The sequence below is a fragment of the Bacillus sp. BP-3 genome (assembly GCF_028401955.1).
In the GTDB taxonomy this organism is placed as follows: domain Bacteria; phylum Bacillota; class Bacilli; order Bacillales; family Bacillaceae_G; genus Bacillus_A.
On record NZ_JAQOTJ010000004.1, the window covers coordinates 15,251 to 38,522 of the forward strand.

Genomic DNA, 23,272 nt, shown 5'->3' on the forward strand with positions numbered 1-23,272 from the left:
ACTAATTATAAGCTGAACCAATCAGGTTTTTACGGGCAGTTTATCGCCCACCTTCATTCTTTGTTTGCACCGAATTTTGAGGCGGGAGTATTACTCGAGAAAAACACGTATACACATATTATATTGAAGTTAAAAACAGCAATGTTACTACGTAACATCACCATTTTCATCGCATAATTTGCTTTTTCAATTGTTTAAAATAGCATCTTCTTAATAATAAAAAGTAAACAATATGAACAATTAAAAATAACCCCATAACAATTAGTGACGACCGAAGAATTGGTGTAGTAAATTGTGTTTGTAATGCTGTCAAGGCAACACTCGTATGCAAAACAGCTATAACGATCGGGATAAAGAAGAGCGCGCCCATTTGCACCGTTACAATTTGTTTCATTTCCTCTTCTTCCATACCAAGTTTCAATAGTGATTGATAATATTGTTTATCTGTTTCTAAATCAGTAAACAAGCGGAAATATAAAAAGCTTATGGCAGATAAATAAAAAACAACTCCGACAAACAACCCGATAAATAGAATGATACTTGTCATTTTTTTAATCTGGTTATACGTGATCACACGTGATGAAAATTCATACTGCCCTTTTTGATTCAGCTGGTTTTCTAACCGCTCTGCTATTCGCGTCGTCCCTTCCCAACTCTTTACTGTATATCCTGTATAACTAGCTGTTTTCTGCCCACCTGTAATCAGCTGGTCCATTTCATTGGAAACAACAAAAATCTTTCCAGGAAATACACCGCCTGAAAAAACATTCTGTTTTAACATAGAAGAAACATGAATTTGTTTTCCACTTTCTTTCAATGTTACATCTGATTCTTTAGAATAATCTATAACACTACTTTCCAATCCAAAAGAAGGAACGCGAACCGCTTTATTTCCCTCTAATTCCACCGTTTCATATCCGAGTCGCTTTGCAAATTTATTATAATTATCCTGACTCATGATTACGGCTTGTGAATCGTTCGAAATAGATTGGAATTTCAACTGCATACTTTCTTTTCGAAAAATAACATTTTCCTTTTGAAAAGTATCTTCAATCTTCTTTTCATATTGAGCTTCCTGTCCTTGATGTTCATTATATGTAATCAAACTAAATGCAAATGGGATGTTCTTCATCGACTCGCCCTTTTGCGTTTCTATAAAAGCAGCAAATGTTCCAATGGCACAAAAAGCAACTGTCGATACAATCGTTACCATAAAAAACATACGTGCATTATCTTTCATCCGATATGCTAACATAGAAAATGATAATAAATTTGTTTTCTTCCAATAGAACGACTTCGATTTTTTTAAAAACTTTATGATAAATACACTAAGTTGCGAATATAAAAAATACGTGCCAATAATTACTATGGTTGCAACAGGAAGTAATAAAACCGCGACAGCTCCAGGCTTTGCTGTTAAAGATAACGTATATCCAAGAGCTATTAAAGCTGCTGCTATTATAGATAAAAAAATAGAAGCTTTCGGTTCAGGTTTTGGCTTCTTATTCCCTTTTAATAACGCAATTACTTTTTTACTTTTCACAAATAAGCTTGTTGTAAAAGCAACAATGAAAAACAATGCTAAAAACACAACAGCCGTTAATTTCATTGCTTGCCATGGCATATAAAATGGTAAACTTCCCAATCCCATTACTGTACTTGCTAACAAAAAAAATAGCTTTCCAAATAAAAATCCAAAAACAATACCGCTAATAAGAGCACTTATGCCAACTATCATATTTTCAAAGAAAATCATCCGTATTAATTGCCAATTTGTAATACCATGAATAACAAAAATCCCAAACTCTTTATTCCTCATCTTTAAAAATGAACTAACAGAGTAAAAAATAAAGAAAAAAGAAAAGAAATAAATTATGTATTCCGCAACAAGCATTCCTTGCCGAATAGCACCTTGTCCATCTATATCAGGATGATAAATAAATAAAGCATATAAAAAGAAAATCATAACTGAAAATGCACTACTTAAAAAATAAGCAGCATATGCACGTATGTTTCGACTTACGTTTTTAAACGCGAGTTGAGAAAACGTCATCTTCATTCCCCTCCCACGTTTTTTTTACTTTCATAAAAATAGGTACCACCATAAGTATGACATCTCCTTCTTCTTTCTTCTTTTTTCACTATAATAAAAAAAGAAAAAGGAAAACATCGAACTTTCTTACATGCATTCGTGCATTCTTACAATTTTGTCATTTTTCTCGTCATTTTGTAAATGTGTTCATTACCTTGCCTTTCGCTATTCTCAAAAACTCTTGTAATTCTGGGTTTATATTCGCTTTTCGGTATGCAACGGCTAGTTCTGCAACAATTTTAGAATCACGTATTTCTTTATAGACAACTTCAGATTGATATAATTTATTTGCAGACACAGGTATTACCGTTATCCCAATCCCAGCAGCAACAAGTCCTATAACTGTTTGATATTCTGTCGCCTCTTGTACAATTTGTGGACTAAATCCCGCATCACGGCATAATGAAAGAATATTATCATATAAAGTCGGCCAAACATTTCGAGTAATGAAAACAAAAGATTCTTTTTGCAAGTCTTCAATACATATTACTTGTTTATTCGCAAGTGGATGCGCTTTCGGTAAACAAAGTGTACAAGGAAGGTGTTGCACTGTTTCCAACTGTAATAACTGACTTGTAATAGGTGGACGCAGCATCCCGACATCAATTCGACTATCATGAAGCGCATCTACTTGTTCTGGTGTAGACAATTCATGAAGTACAACAGATACATTCGGAAATTTTTTTCGATACTCCCGAACAATTGGCGGCAGAATATCATACATCGCTGAACCAACAAACCCAATAGACAGCTCACCGATTTCTCCTCTTTGCGCTCTTTGGGCAACTTCGACTGCCTTTTCAATTTGTATAAAAGCTTTTTTCACTTCTTTTAAAAACAATTCCCCTGCTTCTGTTAATTCTACCCTTCGTTTCGTTCTTGAAAATAACGTTACTCCCATCTCTTGTTCTAATTGTTGAATTTGTTGACTTAGCGGCGGTTGTGTCATCTGTAAACGAGCAGCTGCCCTGCCAAAGTGAAGCTCTTCTGCTACAACAATAAAATATTGTAAATGCCGTAATTCCATATAGAACACCCTTTTTATTAATATGTATAATAAATTAATAACATAAGAATTATATATTAGACAAATATTTTTAAAAAGCATACGGTAAAATCCCTAAATACTTTATCGATGATATAAACAATCATAGCAAATCTATAAGTAAAAAATGACATAAAACACCTTTTTTTTGAGAGAGACGAGAGCATCTGGCCTCGCATAGGAGGTTAGGGTCTTTTCCTACCACATGCCATGTTTAAAAAAATAGAGAAAGTAAGTAGCGGTCATGTTGTATTCTGCATTGCAACGACCTATACATCCGAAAATTAAAATAGATATATATTTATACAAATAAAAGAAAACGCATACAAGAGAATACTAAAATGCGTTTTCTTTTATTTCATTTGCTATTCAATTCGTTCATGTACATTTTCACATTTCTCGCCTCAATCATTTCCTAATGTGCACTAAATATTCACACATCTAAGTAACAAGTCATAATCTTCCGGAAATGAGAGCGGAAGGTATTGAAGTTCATTCAGTCGTTTCCACTCAATTTTATAAATTAATCCGTCTGGATCTTGAATTTTCCGATCTCCCCCTACTATTTTCACAACATAATAGTGTACTTGCACAGGAACATTAAACGTAACACCTATTTTTTCATGTACCTTTTCAATAACTTCAATACGATAGCCAGTTTCTTCCCATACTTCACGGATGCAACACTCTTCTAGCGTTTCTCCATTTTCTAATCCACCTGAAGGTACAGACCAAAATTTTTCTTCTTCTGGCTTTCCTTGTAGTACCATCAATACTTCATTATTATCATTAATACAAATTGCAGCTGATCCAACCCAACGTTTCACTACTTTCCCCTCCCATACATACTTATTCTGTATTTCACTTATTTCTTCCTTGAAAAAAGAGGAAAAAACTTATAGTCTAGCGAATATTTCAGCAACTTCATTGATAGCGCATTCCTAAAAACAGAAAGGAAGGATTCTGTGAAAATTTCTAAGTATGTTGTGGATTGTGTATTTTGTGAGCAAGATCGAGGAACAAGACAAGCAACCGTGACTATTGCTGCTTCTTCTAACACATTGGCAATTCAAAAAATAACTGAAGAATGTCAGCGACGTTTTGGGAAAACATTATTATTAAAGACAGAAGTTATAACAGAAGAATTTATAACAGAAACAACAAAAAGCTGACCACTTTGGTCAGCCTTCTATTTTCCGATCATACACAGAGAGAACATTTGTGTTTTCTTACCGTACATATTATCACATGAAGATTAGGGGCATCCTCTATGAGATCGGGATCTTTCCATTATGTACGTTCCATAATGGATATCGAACAATATTTTCTGTATAATCTACAACAAATCATCCAGAAAAAGGGAATTTTAGTTCGCATTTTTAGAAAAGGGATAGGGATATTACCGGTAATACATCAAACATTCGAACGTTACAACTATTATAATATAGTAATCTTCTTCATATCGGAAATATGTATTACATATATAATTAATATGTAATACATATTAATCTTTTATTCCTAAGATTAATAAACCTCTCTGTTTTTAATGGGGATACCAGAGCATTTGGCCGTGCATAGAAGCGATCTGGACCTTTTCCTGTCACATACGATTTAAAACCAAAAAAGAAGCCGGGTGCAGTTCATGTTGTATTCTACATAGCAGTGACTTTTATATCAAAAAATTAAAATAGATATATACAGTCAGCTTATTTATACGATTTTTTAAGAAAAGTCTTCAAAACCTTCTTCTCACAAAGCTTTCTGAAGGTTTCCTTTATTCTGCAACAAATACATATTGTAATATAACCCTTGTTGGGTCAGTAATTCTTGATGTGTTCCTCTTTCTACAATTTGTCCGTCGTGCATTACAAAGATTTGATCCGCATCTTGAATTGTAGATAAGCGATGTGCAATTGCGATTGTTGTTCTCCCTTTTCGCATATGCTGCAATGCTGTTTGAATCGCTTCTTCTGTTTCTGTATCAATATTTGCCGTCGCTTCATCTAACACTAATACTTTCGGATTTGTTGCAACAGTTCTTGCAAACGCTACAAGTTGTCTTTGACCACTTGAAAACGCCGCTCCTCTCTCAACTACTTCTGTATCATATTGATTTGGTAGCTGTTCAATAAATGCATTTGCCTGCACAAATTTTGCAGCTTCTTCCACTTCTTGATCTGTAATACTTTCATCATACATACGAATGTTTTGCTTCACTGTTCCAGCAAATAAGAAAGCATCTTGTAATACAAGACCAATACGTTTCCTTATTTCCTTTTCTTGAAAGTTCTCTAACCGCGCTCCATCAATTATAATTTCCCCTCCATTAATGTGATAAAAACGCATCAATAGGTTCATAATTGTACTTTTCCCACTACCTGTATGCCCAACAAAAGCAACATTTTGCCCAGGTTTTACATGGAAAGATACATTTTTTAGCACATTACGTTTTCCATCATAAGAAAAGGTAACATTTTTAAACTCAATTTCTCCTTCGGTCATTGAAGGCGTTCCATTCCCTTGTTGTACTGGCGCTAAATCCTTTTCATCTATTAAATGAAACACACGTGATGAAGATACAAGTGCTTGCTGAAAAAAAGACAATTTCATCATCACTTCATTTACCGGTTCAAAGAAACGGTGAATGTAGTTTACAAAGGCATATAATACCCCCACTTCAACAGGGCTATTCATTGCATCAATCCCAAACAACGTGACCACCAATACAATTGCCAAAGTATGAACAAGATCGGTTGCTGGGCGTAATAACAAAGCGTCTAATTTCAAATTACGACGCCCCGCTCCATAATGTTTTTCATTCACTTCTTCAAATTCTTTACGCATTCGTTTCTCTTGTCTGAATACTTGAATCATGTTCATACCTTGAATCGATTCATTCAATTTTGCATTTAAAATACTTAATTGATTGCGAAGTTCTAAATAAAAAACTGAACTTTTCCGACGATAAAGAACCATGATTGTAATCATAATTGGAATAAGAAGTAATGAAAACAGTGCAAGTTTCACATCTAATAAAAACATAGATATTAAAATACCAATTAAAAATACAATATTCTTTACAAAGGTAGATAGTACACTTACAAAGAAATCTTTAATTGCTTCTGTATCGTTTGTTATTCGCGAAACAAGTGTTCCAATCGGCGTACGATCAAAGAAGCTCAGCGATAAACTTTGTACATGTTCATATACTTCTATACGCAAATCTTGCACAATTTTGAAGGCGATATTCTGGAAATACAATAAATTAAAATATGTAAACAACACCTTTAATAAATGAAAAACAATATAAGCAATAAATAACGTTACTAATGCATTTTGCTCAAAATTTTTCGGGACTAAGTGCTCATCGATAAATACCTTAATTAAAAAAGGCCCGATCATTTCCGCAATAGTTGCACCAACTAAAAATAAAAATGCAAAAGCGAGCAGTTTTTTATAAGGCTTTAAATATGATAATAGACGCCATAAATCACTTTGTTTTTTCTCCTGCATTATACTCCTCCTTTCTCAACTAGTGCCTCTAATTGCTGACTTTCATACATGTCTTTATACCAACCAACCTGTTGCATTAAGCTTTCGTGCGTACCACGCTGCACAATCTTTCCATCATCAATAACAAGTATTAAATTTGCATGTTGAATCGCACTTAAGCGATGAGCTGTAATAATAGTCGTTTTATTTTGACGCTCACGTTTTAATGATGTCAAAATCGTTTCTTCTGTCTTTGCATCTACTGCAGATAAGCAGTCATCTAAAATTAAAATTTCTGCATTTGTTAATAATGCACGCGCAATTGAAATACGCTGCTTTTGACCACCAGATAAAGAAACGCCGCGTTCACCAACCACTGTTTCATATCCTTCTGAAAATTTAGTAATATCCTCATGAATACACGCTATAGTAGCAGCATGTGCAATATTTTTATATGTAGCACTAGGTTTTCCAAATGCAATATTTTCACCAATGCTTGCAGAAAATAAGAAATGATCCTGTGGTACATACGAAATGGAGGAACGAATAGCGTGTAGTGTCAAATCTCGAATATCATTTCCCCCAACTCGTATATTCCCGTCAAAATGATCATATTCTCGAATTAAGCATTTTAATAATGTCGTTTTTCCAGCTCCCGTACGTCCTACAATTCCTAAAGTTTCTCCTTTTCGTAAAGAAAAATGAATGTCTTGTAAATTTATTACTTCATTTTTCTTATACGAGAATGTATCAATATCAAACTCGATGTCACCACTTGCTACTTCTTCACTTGCCCCTTCTCTATTCACCACATCAGACACTTGCATAAATAAATTTTGAATGCGATCATAAGACGCACGGCCACGCTCCATAATATTAAATAGCCAGCCAAACGCTAACATTGGCCATACGAGCGTACCTAAATAAGTAGTAAATGTTATAAGTTCTCCTATCGTAAGCTCTCCGCGAACAACTAATACAGAACCGTAACATACTGCAATTAAAAAAGAAAAACCTACAATTAAAGAAATTGTTGGATCAAATAATGAATCAATGCGGGCAACGAGAATATTTTTCTGTACCACTTCTTCCGATTTATTACGAAATGATTGCAAATCTTCTTTTTCTTGACCAAGTGAACGAATTACCTTCATTCCACTCATACTTTCTTGAACTTTATCATTGATTTCTGAGAAAGCCTGCTGCGCTTTATGAAAGCGACGATGTAATAAAGTTCCATAATAATTTGTCGTGATTGCTACAATTGGCATTGGAATTAAACTGAGCAATGTCAATTTCCAACTAATTGTAAATCCCATCGCAAAAAGAACACATCCGCCAACTGTTAACGAATCTACAAGCGTTAACACTCCAGAACCTGCTGTTTGCTGTACCGCTTGAATATCATTCGTTGCGTGGGCCATTAAATCACCAGTCCGGTGTTTTTGATAAAAGGCTGGACTCATATTCGTAAAGTGCTCATACAGTTTTCGACGTAATTGACGAGCTAACTTTAAAGAAGAGCCAAAAATCATCATTCGCCATGCATAACGCAAAATATACACCATTCCCCCGGCACCAACTAAAATTATGGCCCATTGTAATAACTTCTGAGTCGTTAAAGAATGATTGCTAATTTCATCAACAATGATCCCGATTATTTTAGGTGGTACGAGTTCAAGAAGAGCAACGCCTAACAATAAAAAACTCCCCATTATGTACGCTCGCTTTTCTTGTTTAAAAAACCATGCTAAGTCTAAAAAAACTTTCATTTTATACCTCCTATCCCAAATGAGCGATGTTTTCAGTTTATCAAAATTACAGAATTTTTTAAAGTTTAAAATATTTAAAGGAAGCAAAATGAAAGGACACTCCAACAGGAGTGCCCTTTCTAGCGCTTATTTCAGTTGTTGCTTGTTCATTGCGCTCATCATTTGATTGATTTTCTTTTGGGATGGTTTTTGTCCCATTTGCATCATCATCATTTTTAACATTTGTTCATTAATTGGTGGATTTTTTTGTAAATAGTTCATCATATATTTGCGTGCGATGAAAAATCCTAACGCTACGCCTGCTACTAGTGCTAATACGCCCACTAGCACACCTACCCAAATCGACATATATTTTCCTCCTTCATGTTGTCTACCTTACAGTGTACTAAAACCTTTTCAATAAGACAAGATTGTATTCGACATTTTTTATATATAAGTACGCGCTTGTTTGAGAGGATTTAGCCATCCATACTGTTTACTCTTATAATCCATCGCAAGAAATGTCAATTCACATTTTCTAAGTACTTCAAAAATAACCGTTTCTAACTCAACATTTTCAGAAGTATGCATCCGGATATACTGTGGTTTAATACGCACTTCCCCGTACACATTTTCATTAGACACCATGTGCATATATCCATTTCTTTCGTATTTCTCATATGTTCGCAGCGCTTGTTCCATTTTATGATGTAATTTCATTACTTGTAAAGGCAACGTTATATACTTCATTTGTTTATACAACACTTTCTTTTCTGAAAGGGAACGAGACTGTGCAAAACGAGCAAACAAATCAAATAATAAAAACTCCCGACCGAAATACGCCTTCGTAATATCTTCTCGAATTAAGTATAGTTCATACGTTCTCATACTTTCCCTCCCGCATTGGACAACTTTATTCCCTTCATTATATAGAAATAAAAATGCAATGATTGTCTGACTGCGGAGAAAGAAAAAACTTTTTCTGTCGAATAAAGCGAACTTCCATCAATAAAGTTTTACTACCTCAAAAATAACAGATATTTTCTTTTACATAGAAAAATCCCTCCATGCCGGAGAGATTTTTCTAAAATCATTATAGCATTTCTTTTACTTTGCGAACAACGTTTTCTACAGTGAATCCGTATTCTTCCATAATCTTTTCACCAGGAGCAGAAGCACCGAATGTATCGATACCTAATACATCTCCTTCAAGACCAACGTAACGATGCCATCCGAAACTAGCACCCATTTCAATCGCGAAACGTTTCGTTACTGCTTTTGGTAATACAGATTCTTTATATTCAGCTGATTGCGCTTCATAGCGATCCATAGACGGCATGCTAACAACAGATGCATCAATACCATCTTTAGCTAATGCTGCTTGCGCTTCAATTGCTAAGCTTACTTCAGATCCAGCTGCAAGTAAGATTACGTCAGCAGTTTCTTTCTTACTTGAAGAAATTACATATGCACCTTTTGCAACTTTTTCATACGTATCGTCTTTTGCACCTTCTAATGTTGGAAGATCTTGACGAGTTAAGATTAATGCAGTCGGTGTTTTTGTAGATTCTAACGCAAGTTTCCAAGCTGCAACAGATTCGTTACCATCAGCTGGACGAAGAACATCCACATTTGGCATTGCACGAAGCGCTGCAAGCTGTTCGATTGGCTCATGCGTTGGTCCATCTTCCCCAACTGCGATGCTATCATGCGTGAACACATATGTTACTGGCAGTTGCATTAACGCAGCAAGACGAATTGCTGGACGTAAGTAATCAGAGAATACGAAGAACGTACCACCGTAAGTTTTTAAACCGCCGTGAAGTGCGATACCGTTCATTGCTGCACCCATTGCAAATTCACGCACACCGTACCAAATATTTTTACCGCTATAGTCTTCTCTTGTGAAGTCTTTTTCTTTGTTCATATATGTTTTGTTAGAACCAGCAAGGTCAGCAGATCCACCAAAGAATGACGGTACAGATTCAGCAATTGCATTAATAATTTGTCCAGAAGATGAACGAGTTGCTGTTTTTGAACCGATTTCGTATGTTGGTAAGTTCTTATCCCAACCTTCTGGAAGAAGACCGTTCATTGCTGCTTGCAGTTCAGTTGCTAATTCTGGGTATGCTTTCGCATAATCATCAAGCATTTTATCCCACTCAGCTTGTGCTGATTCACCAACATCTTGTACTGTTTTACGGAAGTTTTCATACACTTCTTCTGGTACATGGAAGTCTTGCTCAAATGCCCAAGCATATGTTTCTTTTGTTAACTTCGTTTCTTCTGCGCCAAGCGGAGAACCATGTGAAGCTGATTTTCCAGATTTGTTTGGTGAACCAAATCCGATTGTTGTTCTTACTTCGATTAATGTTGGACGTTTTTCGTCAGCTTTTGCTTCTTCAAGCGCTTTCGCAATTGCCTCGATATCGTTTCCATCTTCAACACGGATTACTTGCCAGCCGTATGCTTTATAACGATCTTCTACACTTTCAGAGAAAGAACGATTTAAATCGCCATCTAATGAAATATCATTAGAATCATATAGCACAACTAGACGACCTAATCCTAAATGAGCTGCTAATGAAGATGCTTCAGCAGAAACGCCTTCCATTAAGTCTCCGTCACCGCAAATTGCATATGTATTGTGATTAACAAGATTATACTCATCACGATTGTATTTTGCTGCTAAATGTCTTTCAGCCATCGCCATACCTACAGCTGTTGCAATACCTTGTCCAAGTGGACCTGTTGTTGCGTCTACACCTGGTGTGTGACCGAACTCAGGGTGACCTGGTGTTTTACTTCCCCATTGACGGAAATTCTTTAAATCATCCATTGTTACGTCATAACCAGCTAAATGCAGTAAGCTATATAGTAACATTGAACCATGACCTGCAGATAATACGAAACGATCACGGTTAAACCACGTTGGGTTTTTTGGATTATGTTTCATAAATTTCGTCCATAATGTATACGCCATTGGAGCTGCACCCATTGGCATTCCTGGATGACCAGAGTTTGATTTTTCAATCGCATCAATGGATAATGTGCGAATCGTGTTGATAGAAAGTTGTTCGATTGAATGTGTCATGCTATTCTTCCCTTCGCTTATATTAAAGTAAACGTTTTACACATTTATATGATATCTTTCCTTGCAAGATTATACAACATGTATCGACAAATATGTTGATGTTTTTTCGTATTTGTTCAAAAAAACGTACTATTTTCCACAATGTATAGGGTTTCAATTTGCTATACTATTGGGATTTTTATACTCTTATCCCAAAGCTTTTCTCATACCTGTAGATTCTGTATTTCTTGTCATTGATCAATATTTATTTTGAATTCCTCATTATCTTTTAACATTTTATCTGAAATGATACAAATATTTCCCCTTGTTAAATTCCAAAATGTAAAATGTATCCTTCTTCACTTTTCACTTTATGAAATAACTTGACTAAAGATTGTAATTGTGCACAAAGAATATCACGGTCAAAAAACATCTTTTCATAGTCTCCATCCGTATCATCTGTCCATTGAAATGCCCCCGTAAGTTCTATCGTTTCTGGTGCGACCGAAAATAAACTCATCAATGAACGAAAAAGATTTTCCGCTGTTTCTGCTCCCTCCTTCTCAATTTTTGTAATACCATAATAGTTAATTCCAAACCCATTTTCTCCTCGAGAAGGGTTATAAGTTGGAAGCCAACACAAAAAATCCATTATATATAAAATAAACTCATCACTTAAGATGACGTACTCTTCAACGGCTGTACCATCTTTATAAGAAAATTCTCTATCATTCCAAGAAAAGTCTTCAGTTCTCAACTCTCCTTTTTCTTTTGAAACAAATATAAATTCATGTTGCAAAGCCATAACATTCCCCCTCTCTTCTTATTGAATAATATCTCCTTTCGTCTCTGATTGTTTAGTATACATTATTTTGTTTAAGTATTAATAACAATAAAAAAGCCCTACTCCCAATTTGAAGAATAGGACCCTTAAATACATTTTACTTCTTACTACGATCTGCATACACTGCCATCGCATCACGCATAAACTTTGCTAATCCTTCCCCGAACTGGTCAATATTTTTTGTAAATCGTTCATCATCGACATACATTTGTCCTAAACCTTTAAACGCATCCAATGAGTAATGACCAAAATTCTGCAAGTAGGTATACCATTCTTGAATTGCTTCTTGAGCCTGTTCTGATTCAGGTGAACCATCACGAAGTGCCGCAAGCTTCCTATAAATTGCATTATATTCTTCCTGTTTCTCTTTCGTCATACTGCTTGCTGTTTTATTAGCCTTGTCGACCGCTTCATTTCCCCATCTTCCACGTGCTTCTTGCTCATATGGATTTTGACTAAAATCAAAGCCCTCAAATTTTTCTTTGTTTGTCATTTGAATTTCTCCCTTCGAGTGTTGAATCGTCTTATCAATCGTCGCAATCACTTTATCTAATCTAGAACGCTTCTCAAGCAACATTTTACGATGTAAAACAAGCGCCTCTTGTCGATCAAATGAAGGATTATTGATAATGTCTTTAATTTTCTTTAAAGGAAAGCCAAGTTCTTTAAAAAATAGAATTTGCTGCAATGTCTCCAGATTATCATCGGAATAAAGGCGATAACCTGATTCAGTCGTCTCCTCCGGGGTTAATAACCCAATTTCATCATAATGATGCAGTGTGCGCACACTAATACCGACTAAATCTGCTACTTCTTTCACTCTCATTATCATTGTTTTGCCCTCCCTTAGTACATACAATAAAGTATAACGTAGCGTGAGAGTCAACACGAAAGGATAAAAAAATTCTAAATCCGCAGTTGCACATATGTTTACTTCAAAATTACCTGTGTAAGGGTTTTATAAAAGAAGGGTGATAACATTGAATCAAAATACCATTGTAAATGTAGCTATTTTATTAACGAGTGACATTCATGGTGCAGTTTACCCAATTCACTATCAAAATAACGAAAAGGGAGAACTTGGACTAGCAAAGGTTGCAACGCGCATTGCACAGGAACGCGCTCAAAATGAACATGTACTCGTTATTGATAACGGTGATTTCATACAAGGAACTCCGTTTACTTATTACTACTCCAAATACATGCAGCATGAAGAAAATCCAATGTCGATTATCGCCAATCATATCGGTTATGATGCAGCGATTATTGGAAATCACGAATTTAACTATGGGATGAACCTATTAAACAAAGCTGTTGCTCATGCAAATATGCCCTATCTAGCCGCTAATATTATTAATAAGCAAACAAGGAAACCGTACTTTGGAAAGCCATATATAATTAAACATATACATCCAAATATAAAAATTGCTGTTTTAGGAGTAACAACACATTACATTCCAAATTGGGAACAGCCGCAGCATATAAAAGATGTAATATTCGAAAATGCACTCGAAACAACAAAGCGGTGGGTTTTGTATATTCAAAAACAAGAGCAACCGGATTTACTCATTGTAGCCTACCACGGCGGTTTTGAATGTGATTTACAAACGGGAGAACCAACAGAGATTATAACAGGGGAAAATCAAGGATATGCAATGTGCCAAGAAATTGGAGGAATTGATATATTATTAACTGGACATCAACATCGCTATATTGCTCATACAAAAGTAAATGGTGTACCAGTTCTACAAACTGGGTCCAACGGTCGTTCATTAGGGAAAGTCCACGTCACTTTAAAAAAGAATCAAAATCAGTGGATTATTAAAGAATGTCATTCTGAATTATTGCCTACCGAAGGCATTCCAGCAGATGAGACAGTACTTTCACTTGTATCAATATATGAGCAACAAACACAAGAATGGTTAGATAAGCCAATCGGCACTATTACTGGTGATATGTTGATTCACGATGCGATGCAATCTCGTTTACAAGATTGCGCCTTTATCGAATTTATAAATAAAGTACAGATGGATGCAGCAGAAGTCAATATTTCTTGTACTAGTCTGTTTCATAATGAATCATCCGGCTTTCCCAACCACATTACAATGAGAGATATTGTTTCGAATTATATTTATCCAAATACATTAAAAGTTGTTCGTGTTACAGGAAAAGATATAAAAGAAGCACTTGAGCTAACTGCTGAATATTTCTCGTTAGATACAGATGGAAATATCATTGTAAACCCTGCATATATCGAACCAAAAACACAGCATTATAATTACGATATGTGGGAAGGAATTTCATACATATTAAACATTTCAAAACCAGTTGGGGAAAAAGTTGTTTCCTTGCAATATGAAGGGGCTCCTATTAACTTGCATCAAGAGTATGACGTTGTCATGAACAATTATCGTGCAAGCGGCGGCGGAAATTATGTTATGTTTCAAAATAAGCCCATTATAAAAGATATATCAATTGATATGTCTGAGCTCATTGCCAATTACATACTAGAACGAAAAACAATCAAAGCGACAATTAATCATAATTGGAAAGTTGTTAAATAACAAATTTTCCTATCAAACTAAAAAAAGATGGGCTGCGCCCATCTTTTAATTTAACTTTGCTTTATCTTGTTTTTTTAATTCTTTTAACTTCTTCGGCGTAACGTCTTTACCTTCTTCGTTAACGACTTTGATTGCTTTCAATTCGTTTAACATATTTTGACGAAAACCTTTTAAATATTGTTCACGGAGCGATTGACGCTCACGTTGCTCTTCTTCCGTTAAACCTTCTGTTTTTGCTTTTTTCGCTAAGAAATTAATGCGTTCAATGAGTTCGTGACTTAGCATCTCGAATCCCCTTTCTACTAAAAACTGATTATTATCATACAACAGTTACTCTTGTTTATCAAGCAATTGCTTCGTATACTCTACATATCGGCGATGTACCGTAGCTTTTGATACATTATGACCAAAACCACGGAGCGTTGCTGCAATTTCTTCAAATGTTAACTCATTACGGCGCAGACGAACAATCTCTTCAATAGGTACCTCTTTTTTCTCACGACCTGTGCTTAAATGTCGATTCTTTAAGTTTTTTTCGGGCCGAAATCCATTTTCTACAGCTCGTTTCATTCCTCGTTTAATCTTTAAATTATGAATCTTTCTCTGGTATTCTTCTACTATACCAATAATATCAAGCACCATTGAATCTGAATCAGAAAGCTGTAATTCGCCATTATGTGCATGTGTATATACTTTAATCCTTTCTTTATTCAAACAATGCATTAAAGCGATTTTCGCATTTCCTCTTCCAAGACGCGTTTCATCTTGAATAAGGAGCACATCAACATGTTCATCACGAATGGTATCTAACACTTCCAAAATACCATCTCGTTCTATGCTATATCCGCTCGCTTTCTCTTCTACTACTTTAACAACGTTCATTTCATACAGCTTAGCTAAATGCAATAATTCATCTTTTTGGCGTACTAATGATGTTTCCTGCGCTTCTTTCGTTGTGCTTACACGTGCATAAATAATCGCATTCATTTCATACCCTCTTCTCTATCTCACTTCTTACATCATAGTGTACCATAAATCCCGCTTTCGTTCGAACTTACGTTTGTAGAATGTTTTCTTGCATGTTATAATAAAAACAAGAAAATTTATAGAAAACGAGGTGTGAAAAACATGGAGAAGTTAACGAAACGGCAACAAGACATTCTCGACTTCATTAAACAAAAAGTTCAAGAAAAAGGTTATCCACCTTCCGTACGTGAAATCGGTCAAGCAGTCGGCCTTGCTTCTAGCTCTACTGTGCACGGACATTTATCTCGCTTAGAGGAAAAAGGATACATTCGCCGCGATCCCACAAAACCGAGAGCGATTGAAATTTTAGGAGACGACACTATCCAAGCAGATACGCAACCAGTCGTTCACGTACCGATTGTCGGAAAAGTTACAGCTGGTTTACCAATTACAGCAGTTGAAAGTGTAGAAGAACATTTTCCACTTCCGGCGAATCTCGTTTCGGGTTCAGATCAAGTATTTATGTTGCGCATTTCTGGAGACAGTATGATTGAAGCGGGAATTTTTGATGGAGACTTAGTTGTTGTTCGCCAGCAACAATCTGCATACAATGGTGAAATCGTTGTCGCTTTAACAGAAGACAACGAAGCTACGGTAAAACGTTTTTACAAAGAAAAAGATCATTTCCGCTTACAGCCTGAAAACTCTTCTTTAGAACCTATTATTTTAGATAACGTTTCTGTTATTGGAAAAGTAATTGGTGTCTATCGTCATTTACATTAAAAACAGACCAAATTTGGTCTGTTTTTAATTCGCCACAATTTTTACAGAACCCGCTGCTGTTTCCCCCTTAATCTGCACCTTTCCGTTACCTAAAGTAATTTCTTTATTTTCCTTCCCGAAAATTTGTACTTTTCCTGCATTAGAAGAACCCTTCACAACAGCATCTTTCGGCATTCCCTGCAACTGAATTTTGACATCTCCTGCTGCCGACTCCGCCTCAACACTATACTCTGGATTATGCTGCGTTATCTCTACACTTCCTGCTGCCGCATCTGCACGCACTTTCCCTTCTACTTTATGAAGAACAACTTTTCCCGCGCTAGATGACACATTTACATTTTGCGCTTTCATTTCCTTCATTTCCACATCGCCCGCTGCTGAATGCACAGATATATCTTCACCTTGAATATTTTGCACATGAATCGTTCCTGCTGCTGTCTCTGCTTCAATTTTATTATATATGCGTTCAGGCACAATAACCGTTAAGCTTTCATCTTTCAAATCAAATGATAAAAAAGAAAAGTCAAATATATGTTTCTTGTTCGTTTTCACTTCCACTTGTAGCACTTCACCGTTTTCATTTACGTCTAATTTTCGCTTTTCCTGATTGCCACTATACCGAATTGCAAATAAATCAGTCTTACCTTTTTCAATCACAACATCTCCAACATCTATGTCAACATGAATGTTTTTAATTTGCTCATTTTTAAATTGTTTCTGTTCCAATTTCTTTGTTTCTGCTGTTCCATTCGCAGTTTTTATAAAAAAGGCTGAACTTGTAAAAAATAAACCGATTCCTCCAATCGCAATACAAATAATTGCTAGCAGCACAATTTTTCTCATCTTATCTACTCTCCTTTAATTACTTTTAAATTCCAATTGGCGTACTTAACAAAAAACCTTTTAAACCAAATCGTACAATAATACGCAGCAATCCCTAAAAGTAAACCAACACCGAAGAGTATAATAGAGGCAAATACATCCGATAAAATAAAAATTTGAGCGAAAACAATTTTCGCTAACAGAAGTAGCGGTGAGAAAACAAATACAGCACTAACTGACCAAAGCGTTAAAATAAGACTCCCGATTGCTACTAACGGACCTAACACAATAACCAAATTTAAAAAACTAAGTCCAATAATTGCTACAATTGCTCTTGCTACGTTAGAAAAAGTTGGATTATGCTTCACCTGCTCTATACGATGAGACGCTAACGTTTCCTTCGCAATTGTCTTAGGAGAACCAAGTGCTTTTATAATTTCTTCTTCGGTTTTCCCTTCTTCTATTCCAAATTGAAAATGTTCTCTGTAATCATATAAAATATCGTTTCGTTCTTCTTCTGGTAGTTTTCTAAGGTGTTCTGATAATTCTTGAAAAAATTCCTCTTTAGTCATTCTCTACACCTCTTCAATAATTTCTTGTACGCCTCTTGCAAAATCACGCCACTCTGTCACAAGTGCATAAAGCTGCTCTGTGCCTTGATTTGTTAACTGATAATATTTACGCGGAGGTCCTTCCGATGATTCCTTCAAATACGTCTGAAAGTACCCTTCTTTCGTTAAACGACGTAGCAAAGGATACACTGATCCTTCTGATATTAAAAATTTATTTGAAATTTGCTGAACTAATTCATAGCCATAGCAATCTCGTTTCTTTACAAGCGCAAGAACACAAAGCTCCAATACCCCTTTTTTAAATTGAACATTCAAAAGCAATACTCCTCTCCATCTAGTACTATTCAATGCAAGGTACCTTATTATTAATAATATATCATTTAGTATTGAATATTACAAGGTACTGTTCCGGTTTTTTCCAAAACAAAACAAATTTTCCCTCATCGAAGACTTCTCCATTCTTTCCTAATCAAACCGCAATTATTAACATATAAAAGTTTTAAAGAGATTGTTATCTTTTTTATGGAGGGATTTTAATGATGTACGATTTTTACCCAACTCAAATCGTAGTGCCTTGTCAATATGGTCCTTATTACAATATTCCATGTACCACTTCCTCTTTTAAAAATTTTTATCCTCTTGTTCAAAATAGATTTTATCCTTTACATTACGTGGAGACCGTTCCTATATTACAAAAAAGTCAGACAGTTAGGAGCTCATGGACTCCTTTTTCATGGGTAGAAAAATATGCATATGCGTTTGCAGGACCTTATAACAAGGCCGAAGTCGCTCTCACATTCGATGATGGTCCAGATCCCGTTTACACGCCTCAAGTATTAAATAAATTGAAAAAACATGGTGTAAAGGCGACTTTTTTTCTATTAGGAGAAAATGCTGAAAGATATCCCGAAGTTGTAAAACGCATCGTTAATGAAGGACATATCGTAGGAAATCATACTTATAATCATCCTAATTTAAATAAAATAGATGATAAGCAATATCATGAACAGATGTTAAAAACAGAAAAAATATTACAAAAGCTAACTGGATACTCCCCTAAATTCTTTCGTCCTCCTTACGGGATTATAAATGAAAATCAAATGAAATGGGCTACTGAACAGAACTTTATGATTATTCAATGGAGTGTAGATACATTAGATTGGAAAGGCTTAAATTCCCAGGAAATTACTAACAAAGTATTAGGGAATACTTTTCCTGGAAGTATCCTCTTACAACACACTGCACCAGGGGGGAAATTACAAGGTTCCGTAGACGCTCTTGACCGGTTTATTCCTGATCTCACATCTAATGGAGCACGGTTCGTAACTCTTCCAAAAATGTTTAATACTACAAAGCAAAGACTATAAAGTGAAATTTTCATCAGCGGGGAGCATTCCCCACTGATGAAAATCCCGCCAGCAGGTTTCCAAATAACTACTATCTCTAGACGCTAACTTCTACCTGATTTCCTAGCAACTTACTAAACATACCTCTTTCTTCTTTCGCCAATTGGATAAAGGCTCCTTTTTGAACGATTTCTCCCTTATCTAATACAATCACCTGGTCGGCATTACGTATCGTTGATAAACGGTGGGCAATAACGATAATGGTCATCTTTCCCTTTAATCTTTCTAGCGCAGCTTGAATTTTCGCTTCATTTTCCGTATCTAGGGCACTAGTAGCCTCATCTAAAACGAGAATCGAAGGTTTTCGTAAAATAGCACGCGCTAGCACAAGTCGTTGCCGTTCCCCTCCAGAAAGTCTAACTCCACGATCTCCAATGAATGTATCAAGCCCTTGCGGAAGCCTTTTTACAAATTCAGCTGCTGCTGAAAACTCCAGCGCCTCCCAAATTTGTTCTTCACTTGCATCCGGTTCAATCATTAGCAAATTTTCTCTTATACTTGCATTAAATAAAAATGGATCCTGTGGAACATAGCTAATAGATTTTCTTAATGACAATAAATTATCACTTGTAAGCGGAGTGCCATCTATTAATACTTGTCCTTTTTCTGGTTGCATGAGTCCCATTAAAATATCAATTAAGGTACTTTTTCCAGCTCCCGAACGACCGACAATAGCTGTCATGCAGTTGGAAGGTATCTGGAAATTAATATTTTGAAGAGCATATAAGGATTCCTTCGAATTGTAGCGAAAATTAATATTTTGACATTCAATCCCTTGTTCTATAGACAGTGGCTTTACATTTTTATATTGTCGTTCTATATCCTGCAGCTCCGCGGCTTTGTTACAGTCTTCCTGCAATTCGACTAAAGACTTAAAAGCAGGAACACTTGCAGCAAGTTGCTCTAAATTAGACTGAATACTTGTAAATCGCGGCCATAGCCTAGAAAAAATAAGGATAATTAATATTAATTGTCCCGGCTGAGCTTGGAATAGTTTTACAGATGTAAAAACAAGAGATGCAATTAGAATAGACGATGTAACTTTATAAAAAAGTTGTGAGCTATTTTTTAATTTCATAAATGCCAGTTGCTCTCGCTCTATCTTTTGGCACCAATTGTGCAACCATGTATATCTAGATTCTTCCAACATATTACTTTTAATATCTTTAACTCCATTAAAATGGTCTGTTATACCCCCAAGATAACTTTTAGCTATCTCAGATGTTTGATTTCCTAGCACTCTTGATTTTTTTATAAAGTGTCTAGAAAAATAGGCAAGTACTAAACCAGCGAATAGTACAAAAACTGTTATCTTTACAGATAACCATAAGGCGATTCCAAGTTGTATTAGTGTAAAAATAAGAGCAGTTAACATCTGAAAAAATAAGTTTGTTCCATTTATAACGCGTCCTAATTCTTCAGTCATCGCATTGATAAGATCAGACTTTCTCTTTTTCACAAAAAAACTCCAATTCGCCTGTAATAAAGCACGATAAATTTCTAATCTTATATGGTTTGTAAAATTCATAAGAATTTTTGTATTGCGAAGGGTAAGATTTTGCTGTAGGAGGGACTGAGCTATTACCAAAAAGATATAAATGCCTAAAATAAGCAACAAACTTATTGTTTCAGGAATATTGTGCAGAAATTTAAACATCTCTGGAACTGGAGTTGAACCATTACTTACCTTTACAACTCCGCTGATACTTATCATAGGAATTAATAAAAGAATTCCTATTCCCTCCAAAAGACTGACTAAAGCCATCCCTAATAGATTTATATACAATATTTTCCCAGAAAAAGAATGTAACTTCTTTGCAAAATATAAGAGATGTTCCACTATTTTGTCCTCCTCATGATAATTCGTGCTTTCTTACTTTTCTCCAGATGCATAAAATAGGACGTAAAGGAAAATACAACATATGAAGTTGCTTAGGTAACGGCAATGTTTCAGCATCAATTGGATAGGGATAAAGGCAACTCATCGTATATAAAAACTTTTGCTGATAAGACATTAATGAAAATAAGTGACGACTATGGTACATTGCTACATCATCTGGAACTGGATCTGTATGTAAGTTGACCATTCTTTCCAAATAAAATACTGCTTCCTGCGCTAACGTCTTCGGACGGTTTCCAAATAACAATGGTTCCACTTCTTCAATTAATGGAGTTTTTAGTAACTGCGAAGTTAAAAACAATGCTTGACCACCTATATGGAAGTAATAATTTTTCTTCAATAACTTAATAGTTTTTTCCCAATCAAGTTGTTGCTTTACAATTTGATTAATGTCTACTAACCAACGCAACCTTGACCAACCATGGCGTGCACCATGAGAAACTAGAAATAAAAATAGATCCTCTCTACCTAAAATGTAAACAGGGGTACTAGTAAGAGAACTTATTCTCTTTCGATTCCATAGTTCCTCAAAATGTGGTTCCTTTCCTGGACCAGGATTTAATCTCCAATGAATTTCGATCTTAATGTTCTTCTGAGGATGAATATATGTTACATGATGATGTCTCCATTTCCAGTCGTTTAAAACGCTCTCAATATAATCATCTTTAACATAGCCAAGGTTTAATAAAAGTTCTTCCGCTCTATCAAGATTATGTAAAGGAATGAGAACATCCAAATCACTCGAAGTACGTAGAGAAATATCACCATAAAGATCATCAGCAAGTACAGGACCTTTTAAAACAAGGAGACGAATTTCGTTTTGAGCAAACAATTTACTCATATGTTCCATTTCTGCACTTAAATGAAGCATTTGAAATGTATTCATCTTAAAATATTGATGTAAAGTTTGTATGACATGTACAGGAACCAAATTTCCATCCAATTCTTTCATCTTTGGATAAATGAACGAATACACACGGTGATGAATCGTTAATTCGAGAAATTTATCCCAATCAATGTTTGCAAACCAAGCCTTATCGATTTCTTGTAGCTCTGCAGCAGTTTCTCTTTTCATAATTTCCAGCTGCAATTTGAGCTCCTTAGGCACACATTTTAAATCAAGCTCACAACTATTATGCATGATATTCTCCTTCAAGATTTTTCAACCAATTTTTCTAGCAAATTTATTAACTACAGTGAACCTCTTCATTTCTTCTGCTCCAGTAATATAAAAAGGACCGCTACGCAACCATGCATGAGCAATCATATTTCCGTTCTCATCCTTCGCAGTTCCTAAATATAGTGTACTCTCCATTTGTCGTCTCTCTAGCATTTTCATTCCAGCTATAGCCCTTACAAGACACTTACTTTCCCAAAAGGTATGACGGCTCATAATATGTATCGCTTCGGAAATATCTCTCAATACAAATTTATTAGACTCATTATAACTTAAAGATGTTTCATTCATAGGAACACCTAATGTAGGAGCAATCTTAGAGAATGGCCTACCTTTAAGAATACGAGCCCATCCCAAATAAATATAAGCCTCTATAAATAAAAGTATTGTTTTCATATCTAGTGAAAGAAACGTTCGTATCTTTTTTATAATATTCATACATACTTCCCTACTTCTTATCTAGGATAAAATGCTAGATTACTCGGCTGCCCCTGCTACGATTTCAATCAAATCCTCATCTAACAAGAGTTTCAAAAAAGAAATAACTTGCTTTTCACATGTAGACTGATCAATCTCATATTCTTTCATTAATTCAGTAACCACTTCGGTAACCGATATTGGTTTCTCTATAAGTGCCCAAATCGTTCCACCTACTGCACCTAGATTGTAATATTTCCCATTAGAAATACTTAACATTACTTTTTCCCCATCCATATCACTTACTATATTCCCTGGGACTTGTGCAACAAATTGATTTAATAAAGTATCCTGTTTTTTCGACATCA

Annotated in this window: 23 protein-coding genes; 4 read left to right on the plus strand and 19 right to left on the minus strand. The window is 35.3% G+C overall.

Translation table 11 applies throughout. The annotated features are described in order from the left end of the window. Nucleotides 1–166 precede the first annotated feature (166 nt). The 3 genes from PLX19_RS07770 to PLX19_RS07780 form a co-directional block, all read right to left on the minus strand. A complete protein-coding gene (locus PLX19_RS07770; RefSeq protein WP_272187957.1) occupies nucleotides 167–2,053 on the minus strand; it encodes an FtsX-like permease family protein in 1,887 nt (628 codons plus the stop codon). Nucleotides 2,054–2,222: 169 nt separating this feature from the next. Further along, nucleotides 2,223–3,119: an acetoin biosynthesis transcriptional regulator AlsR gene (alsR, locus tag PLX19_RS07775; protein ID WP_272187958.1), complete on the minus strand. Its 897-nt coding sequence runs from the start codon at nucleotides 3,117–3,119 to the stop codon at nucleotides 2,223–2,225. A gap of 443 nt (nucleotides 3,120–3,562) precedes the next feature. Continuing rightward, complete coding sequence (locus tag PLX19_RS07780) at nucleotides 3,563–3,964, minus strand: NUDIX hydrolase (RefSeq protein WP_272187959.1); 402 nt, start codon at nucleotides 3,962–3,964, stop codon at nucleotides 3,563–3,565. A gap of 138 nt (nucleotides 3,965–4,102) precedes the next feature. Between PLX19_RS07780 and PLX19_RS07785 the strand changes: the two genes are divergently transcribed. Next, the gene (locus PLX19_RS07785; RefSeq protein ID WP_272187960.1) at nucleotides 4,103–4,309 is read left to right on the plus strand and encodes a DUF3903 domain-containing protein; all 207 of its coding nucleotides are present in this window, start codon (nucleotides 4,103–4,105) and stop codon (nucleotides 4,307–4,309) included. 577 nt (nucleotides 4,310–4,886) lie between these two features. Here PLX19_RS07785 and PLX19_RS07790 read toward each other — a convergent pair. The 7 genes from PLX19_RS07790 to PLX19_RS07820 all read right to left on the minus strand — a co-directional run bounded on the left by PLX19_RS07790 (nucleotide 4,887) and on the right by PLX19_RS07820 (nucleotide 13,129). Then, on the minus strand, nucleotides 4,887–6,650 hold the full coding sequence (locus tag PLX19_RS07790) for an ABC transporter ATP-binding protein (RefSeq protein ID WP_272187961.1): 1,764 nt from the start codon (nucleotides 6,648–6,650) through the stop codon (nucleotides 4,887–4,889). After that, nucleotides 6,650–8,401: an ABC transporter transmembrane domain-containing protein gene (locus tag PLX19_RS07795; RefSeq protein WP_272187963.1), complete on the minus strand. Its 1,752-nt coding sequence runs from the start codon at nucleotides 8,399–8,401 to the stop codon at nucleotides 6,650–6,652. Before PLX19_RS07795 ends, PLX19_RS07790 begins: the two co-directional genes overlap by 1 nt. A gap of 126 nt (nucleotides 8,402–8,527) precedes the next feature. Then, nucleotides 8,528–8,749: a YneF family protein gene (locus tag PLX19_RS07800; protein WP_251226635.1), complete on the minus strand. Its 222-nt coding sequence runs from the start codon at nucleotides 8,747–8,749 to the stop codon at nucleotides 8,528–8,530. Nucleotides 8,750–8,827: 78 nt separating this feature from the next. Next, nucleotides 8,828–9,268 carry a sporulation inhibitor of replication protein SirA gene (gene sirA / locus PLX19_RS07805; RefSeq protein WP_272187964.1) on the minus strand — a complete coding sequence of 147 codons (441 nt, stop codon included), beginning with the start codon at nucleotides 9,266–9,268 and terminating at the stop codon, nucleotides 8,828–8,830. Nucleotides 9,269–9,473: 205 nt separating this feature from the next. Beyond that, nucleotides 9,474–11,474, minus strand: coding sequence for a transketolase (gene tkt, locus PLX19_RS07810; RefSeq protein ID WP_272187965.1), 2,001 nt, complete (start codon nucleotides 11,472–11,474; stop codon nucleotides 9,474–9,476). A 307-nt stretch (nucleotides 11,475–11,781) separates the two neighbouring features. Next, a complete protein-coding gene (locus PLX19_RS07815) occupies nucleotides 11,782–12,258 on the minus strand; it encodes a coproporphyrinogen III oxidase (protein WP_272187966.1) in 477 nt (158 codons plus the stop codon). Nucleotides 12,259–12,394: 136 nt separating this feature from the next. Next, nucleotides 12,395–13,129 carry a MerR family transcriptional regulator gene (locus PLX19_RS07820; RefSeq protein ID WP_272187967.1) on the minus strand — a complete coding sequence of 245 codons (735 nt, stop codon included), beginning with the start codon at nucleotides 13,127–13,129 and terminating at the stop codon, nucleotides 12,395–12,397. 148 nt (nucleotides 13,130–13,277) lie between these two features. Between PLX19_RS07820 and PLX19_RS07825 the strand changes: the two genes are divergently transcribed. Then, nucleotides 13,278–14,861 (plus strand): bifunctional metallophosphatase/5'-nucleotidase, encoded by a 1,584-nt coding sequence (locus PLX19_RS07825; RefSeq protein WP_272187968.1) that lies wholly within the window; start codon nucleotides 13,278–13,280, stop codon nucleotides 14,859–14,861. Between the two features lie 45 nt (nucleotides 14,862–14,906). Here the strand turns inward: PLX19_RS07825 and PLX19_RS07830 are convergent, their stop codons facing one another. Both PLX19_RS07830 and PLX19_RS07835 read right to left on the minus strand, forming a co-directional pair. Further along, nucleotides 14,907–15,146: a DUF896 domain-containing protein gene (locus tag PLX19_RS07830; protein ID WP_272187969.1), complete on the minus strand. Its 240-nt coding sequence runs from the start codon at nucleotides 15,144–15,146 to the stop codon at nucleotides 14,907–14,909. Nucleotides 15,147–15,191: 45 nt separating this feature from the next. Further along, nucleotides 15,192–15,848, minus strand: a complete 657-nt coding sequence (locus PLX19_RS07835; protein WP_272187970.1) for a YneB family resolvase-like protein — start codon at nucleotides 15,846–15,848, stop codon at nucleotides 15,192–15,194. 141 nt (nucleotides 15,849–15,989) lie between these two features. Here PLX19_RS07835 and lexA point away from each other — a divergent pair, with 141 nt between their 5' ends. Then, nucleotides 15,990–16,610, plus strand: a complete 621-nt coding sequence (lexA, locus tag PLX19_RS07840; RefSeq protein WP_272187971.1) for a transcriptional repressor LexA — start codon at nucleotides 15,990–15,992, stop codon at nucleotides 16,608–16,610. A gap of 24 nt (nucleotides 16,611–16,634) precedes the next feature. On the opposite strand, the gene PLX19_RS07845 is transcribed toward lexA, so the two are convergent. The 3 genes from PLX19_RS07845 to PLX19_RS07855 are packed head-to-tail and all read right to left on the minus strand — an operon-like array spanning nucleotide 16,635 to nucleotide 18,319. Next, on the minus strand, nucleotides 16,635–17,453 hold the full coding sequence (locus tag PLX19_RS07845; protein WP_272187972.1) for a DUF4097 family beta strand repeat-containing protein: 819 nt from the start codon (nucleotides 17,451–17,453) through the stop codon (nucleotides 16,635–16,637). A 5-nt stretch (nucleotides 17,454–17,458) separates the two neighbouring features. Continuing rightward, a complete protein-coding gene (locus PLX19_RS07850) occupies nucleotides 17,459–18,004 on the minus strand; it encodes a DUF1700 domain-containing protein (RefSeq protein ID WP_272187973.1) in 546 nt (181 codons plus the stop codon). A gap of 3 nt (nucleotides 18,005–18,007) precedes the next feature. Beyond that, entirely contained in the window at nucleotides 18,008–18,319 is a 312-nt protein-coding gene (locus PLX19_RS07855) for a PadR family transcriptional regulator (RefSeq protein ID WP_272187974.1), read from the minus strand. 224 nt (nucleotides 18,320–18,543) lie between these two features. On the opposite strand from PLX19_RS07855, the gene PLX19_RS07860 reads away from it, so the two are divergent. Beyond that, a complete protein-coding gene (locus PLX19_RS07860; RefSeq protein WP_272188341.1) occupies nucleotides 18,544–19,371 on the plus strand; it encodes a peptidoglycan-N-acetylglucosamine deacetylase in 828 nt (275 codons plus the stop codon). Nucleotides 19,372–19,447: 76 nt separating this feature from the next. Here the strand turns inward: PLX19_RS07860 and PLX19_RS07865 are convergent, their stop codons facing one another. From PLX19_RS07865 to PLX19_RS07880, 4 genes are read right to left on the minus strand one after another with little or no spacing between them, the layout of a single operon-like run. Beyond that, nucleotides 19,448–21,250 (minus strand): ABC transporter ATP-binding protein, encoded by a 1,803-nt coding sequence (locus PLX19_RS07865; RefSeq protein ID WP_272187975.1) that lies wholly within the window; start codon nucleotides 21,248–21,250, stop codon nucleotides 19,448–19,450. A gap of 13 nt (nucleotides 21,251–21,263) precedes the next feature. Continuing rightward, the gene (locus tag PLX19_RS07870; RefSeq protein ID WP_272187976.1) at nucleotides 21,264–22,451 is read right to left on the minus strand and encodes a nucleotidyltransferase domain-containing protein; all 1,188 of its coding nucleotides are present in this window, start codon (nucleotides 22,449–22,451) and stop codon (nucleotides 21,264–21,266) included. 21 nt (nucleotides 22,452–22,472) lie between these two features. Further along, nucleotides 22,473–22,925: a lasso peptide biosynthesis B2 protein gene (locus PLX19_RS07875; RefSeq protein WP_272187977.1), complete on the minus strand. Its 453-nt coding sequence runs from the start codon at nucleotides 22,923–22,925 to the stop codon at nucleotides 22,473–22,475. 39 nt (nucleotides 22,926–22,964) lie between these two features. Continuing rightward, nucleotides 22,965–23,270 carry a lasso peptide biosynthesis PqqD family chaperone gene (locus PLX19_RS07880; protein WP_272187978.1) on the minus strand — a complete coding sequence of 102 codons (306 nt, stop codon included), beginning with the start codon at nucleotides 23,268–23,270 and terminating at the stop codon, nucleotides 22,965–22,967. Nucleotides 23,271–23,272 lie beyond the last annotated feature (2 nt).

Bases quoted from the DNA above. Each gene is read 5' to 3' on its own strand.
- PLX19_RS07835 (WP_272187970.1), bottom strand. From the start codon at position 15,848: ATGAATGCGATTATTTATGCACGTGTAAGCACAACGAAAGAAGCGCAG.
- PLX19_RS07815 (WP_272187966.1), bottom strand. From the start codon at position 12,258: ATGGCTTTGCAACATGAATTTATATTTGTTTCAAAAGAAAAAGGAGAG.
- PLX19_RS07770 (WP_272187957.1), bottom strand. From the start codon at position 2,053: ATGACGTTTTCTCAACTCGCGTTTAAAAACGTAAGTCGAAACATACGT.
- sirA (WP_272187964.1), bottom strand. From the start codon at position 9,268: ATGAGAACGTATGAACTATACTTAATTCGAGAAGATATTACGAAGGCG.
- PLX19_RS07875 (WP_272187977.1), bottom strand. From the start codon at position 22,925: ATGAATATTATAAAAAAGATACGAACGTTTCTTTCACTAGATATGAAA.
- tkt (WP_272187965.1), bottom strand. From the start codon at position 11,474: ATGACACATTCAATCGAACAACTTTCTATCAACACGATTCGCACATTA.
- PLX19_RS07795 (WP_272187963.1), bottom strand. From the start codon at position 8,401: ATGAAAGTTTTTTTAGACTTAGCATGGTTTTTTAAACAAGAAAAGCGA.
- PLX19_RS07830 (WP_272187969.1), bottom strand. From the start codon at position 15,146: ATGCTAAGTCACGAACTCATTGAACGCATTAATTTCTTAGCGAAAAAA.
- PLX19_RS07880 (WP_272187978.1), bottom strand. From the start codon at position 23,270: ATGTCGAAAAAACAGGATACTTTATTAAATCAATTTGTTGCACAAGTC.
- PLX19_RS07800 (WP_251226635.1), bottom strand. From the start codon at position 8,749: ATGTCGATTTGGGTAGGTGTGCTAGTGGGCGTATTAGCACTAGTAGCA.
- PLX19_RS07860 (WP_272188341.1), top strand. From the start codon at position 18,544: ATGTACGATTTTTACCCAACTCAAATCGTAGTGCCTTGTCAATATGGT.
- alsR (WP_272187958.1), bottom strand. From the start codon at position 3,119: ATGGAATTACGGCATTTACAATATTTTATTGTTGTAGCAGAAGAGCTT.
- PLX19_RS07850 (WP_272187973.1), bottom strand. From the start codon at position 18,004: ATGACTAAAGAGGAATTTTTTCAAGAATTATCAGAACACCTTAGAAAA.
- PLX19_RS07870 (WP_272187976.1), bottom strand. From the start codon at position 22,451: ATGCATAATAGTTGTGAGCTTGATTTAAAATGTGTGCCTAAGGAGCTC.
- PLX19_RS07845 (WP_272187972.1), bottom strand. From the start codon at position 17,453: ATGAGAAAAATTGTGCTGCTAGCAATTATTTGTATTGCGATTGGAGGA.
- PLX19_RS07820 (WP_272187967.1), bottom strand. From the start codon at position 13,129: ATGATAATGAGAGTGAAAGAAGTAGCAGATTTAGTCGGTATTAGTGTG.
- PLX19_RS07790 (WP_272187961.1), bottom strand. From the start codon at position 6,650: ATGCAGGAGAAAAAACAAAGTGATTTATGGCGTCTATTATCATATTTA.
- lexA (WP_272187971.1), top strand. From the start codon at position 15,990: ATGGAGAAGTTAACGAAACGGCAACAAGACATTCTCGACTTCATTAAA.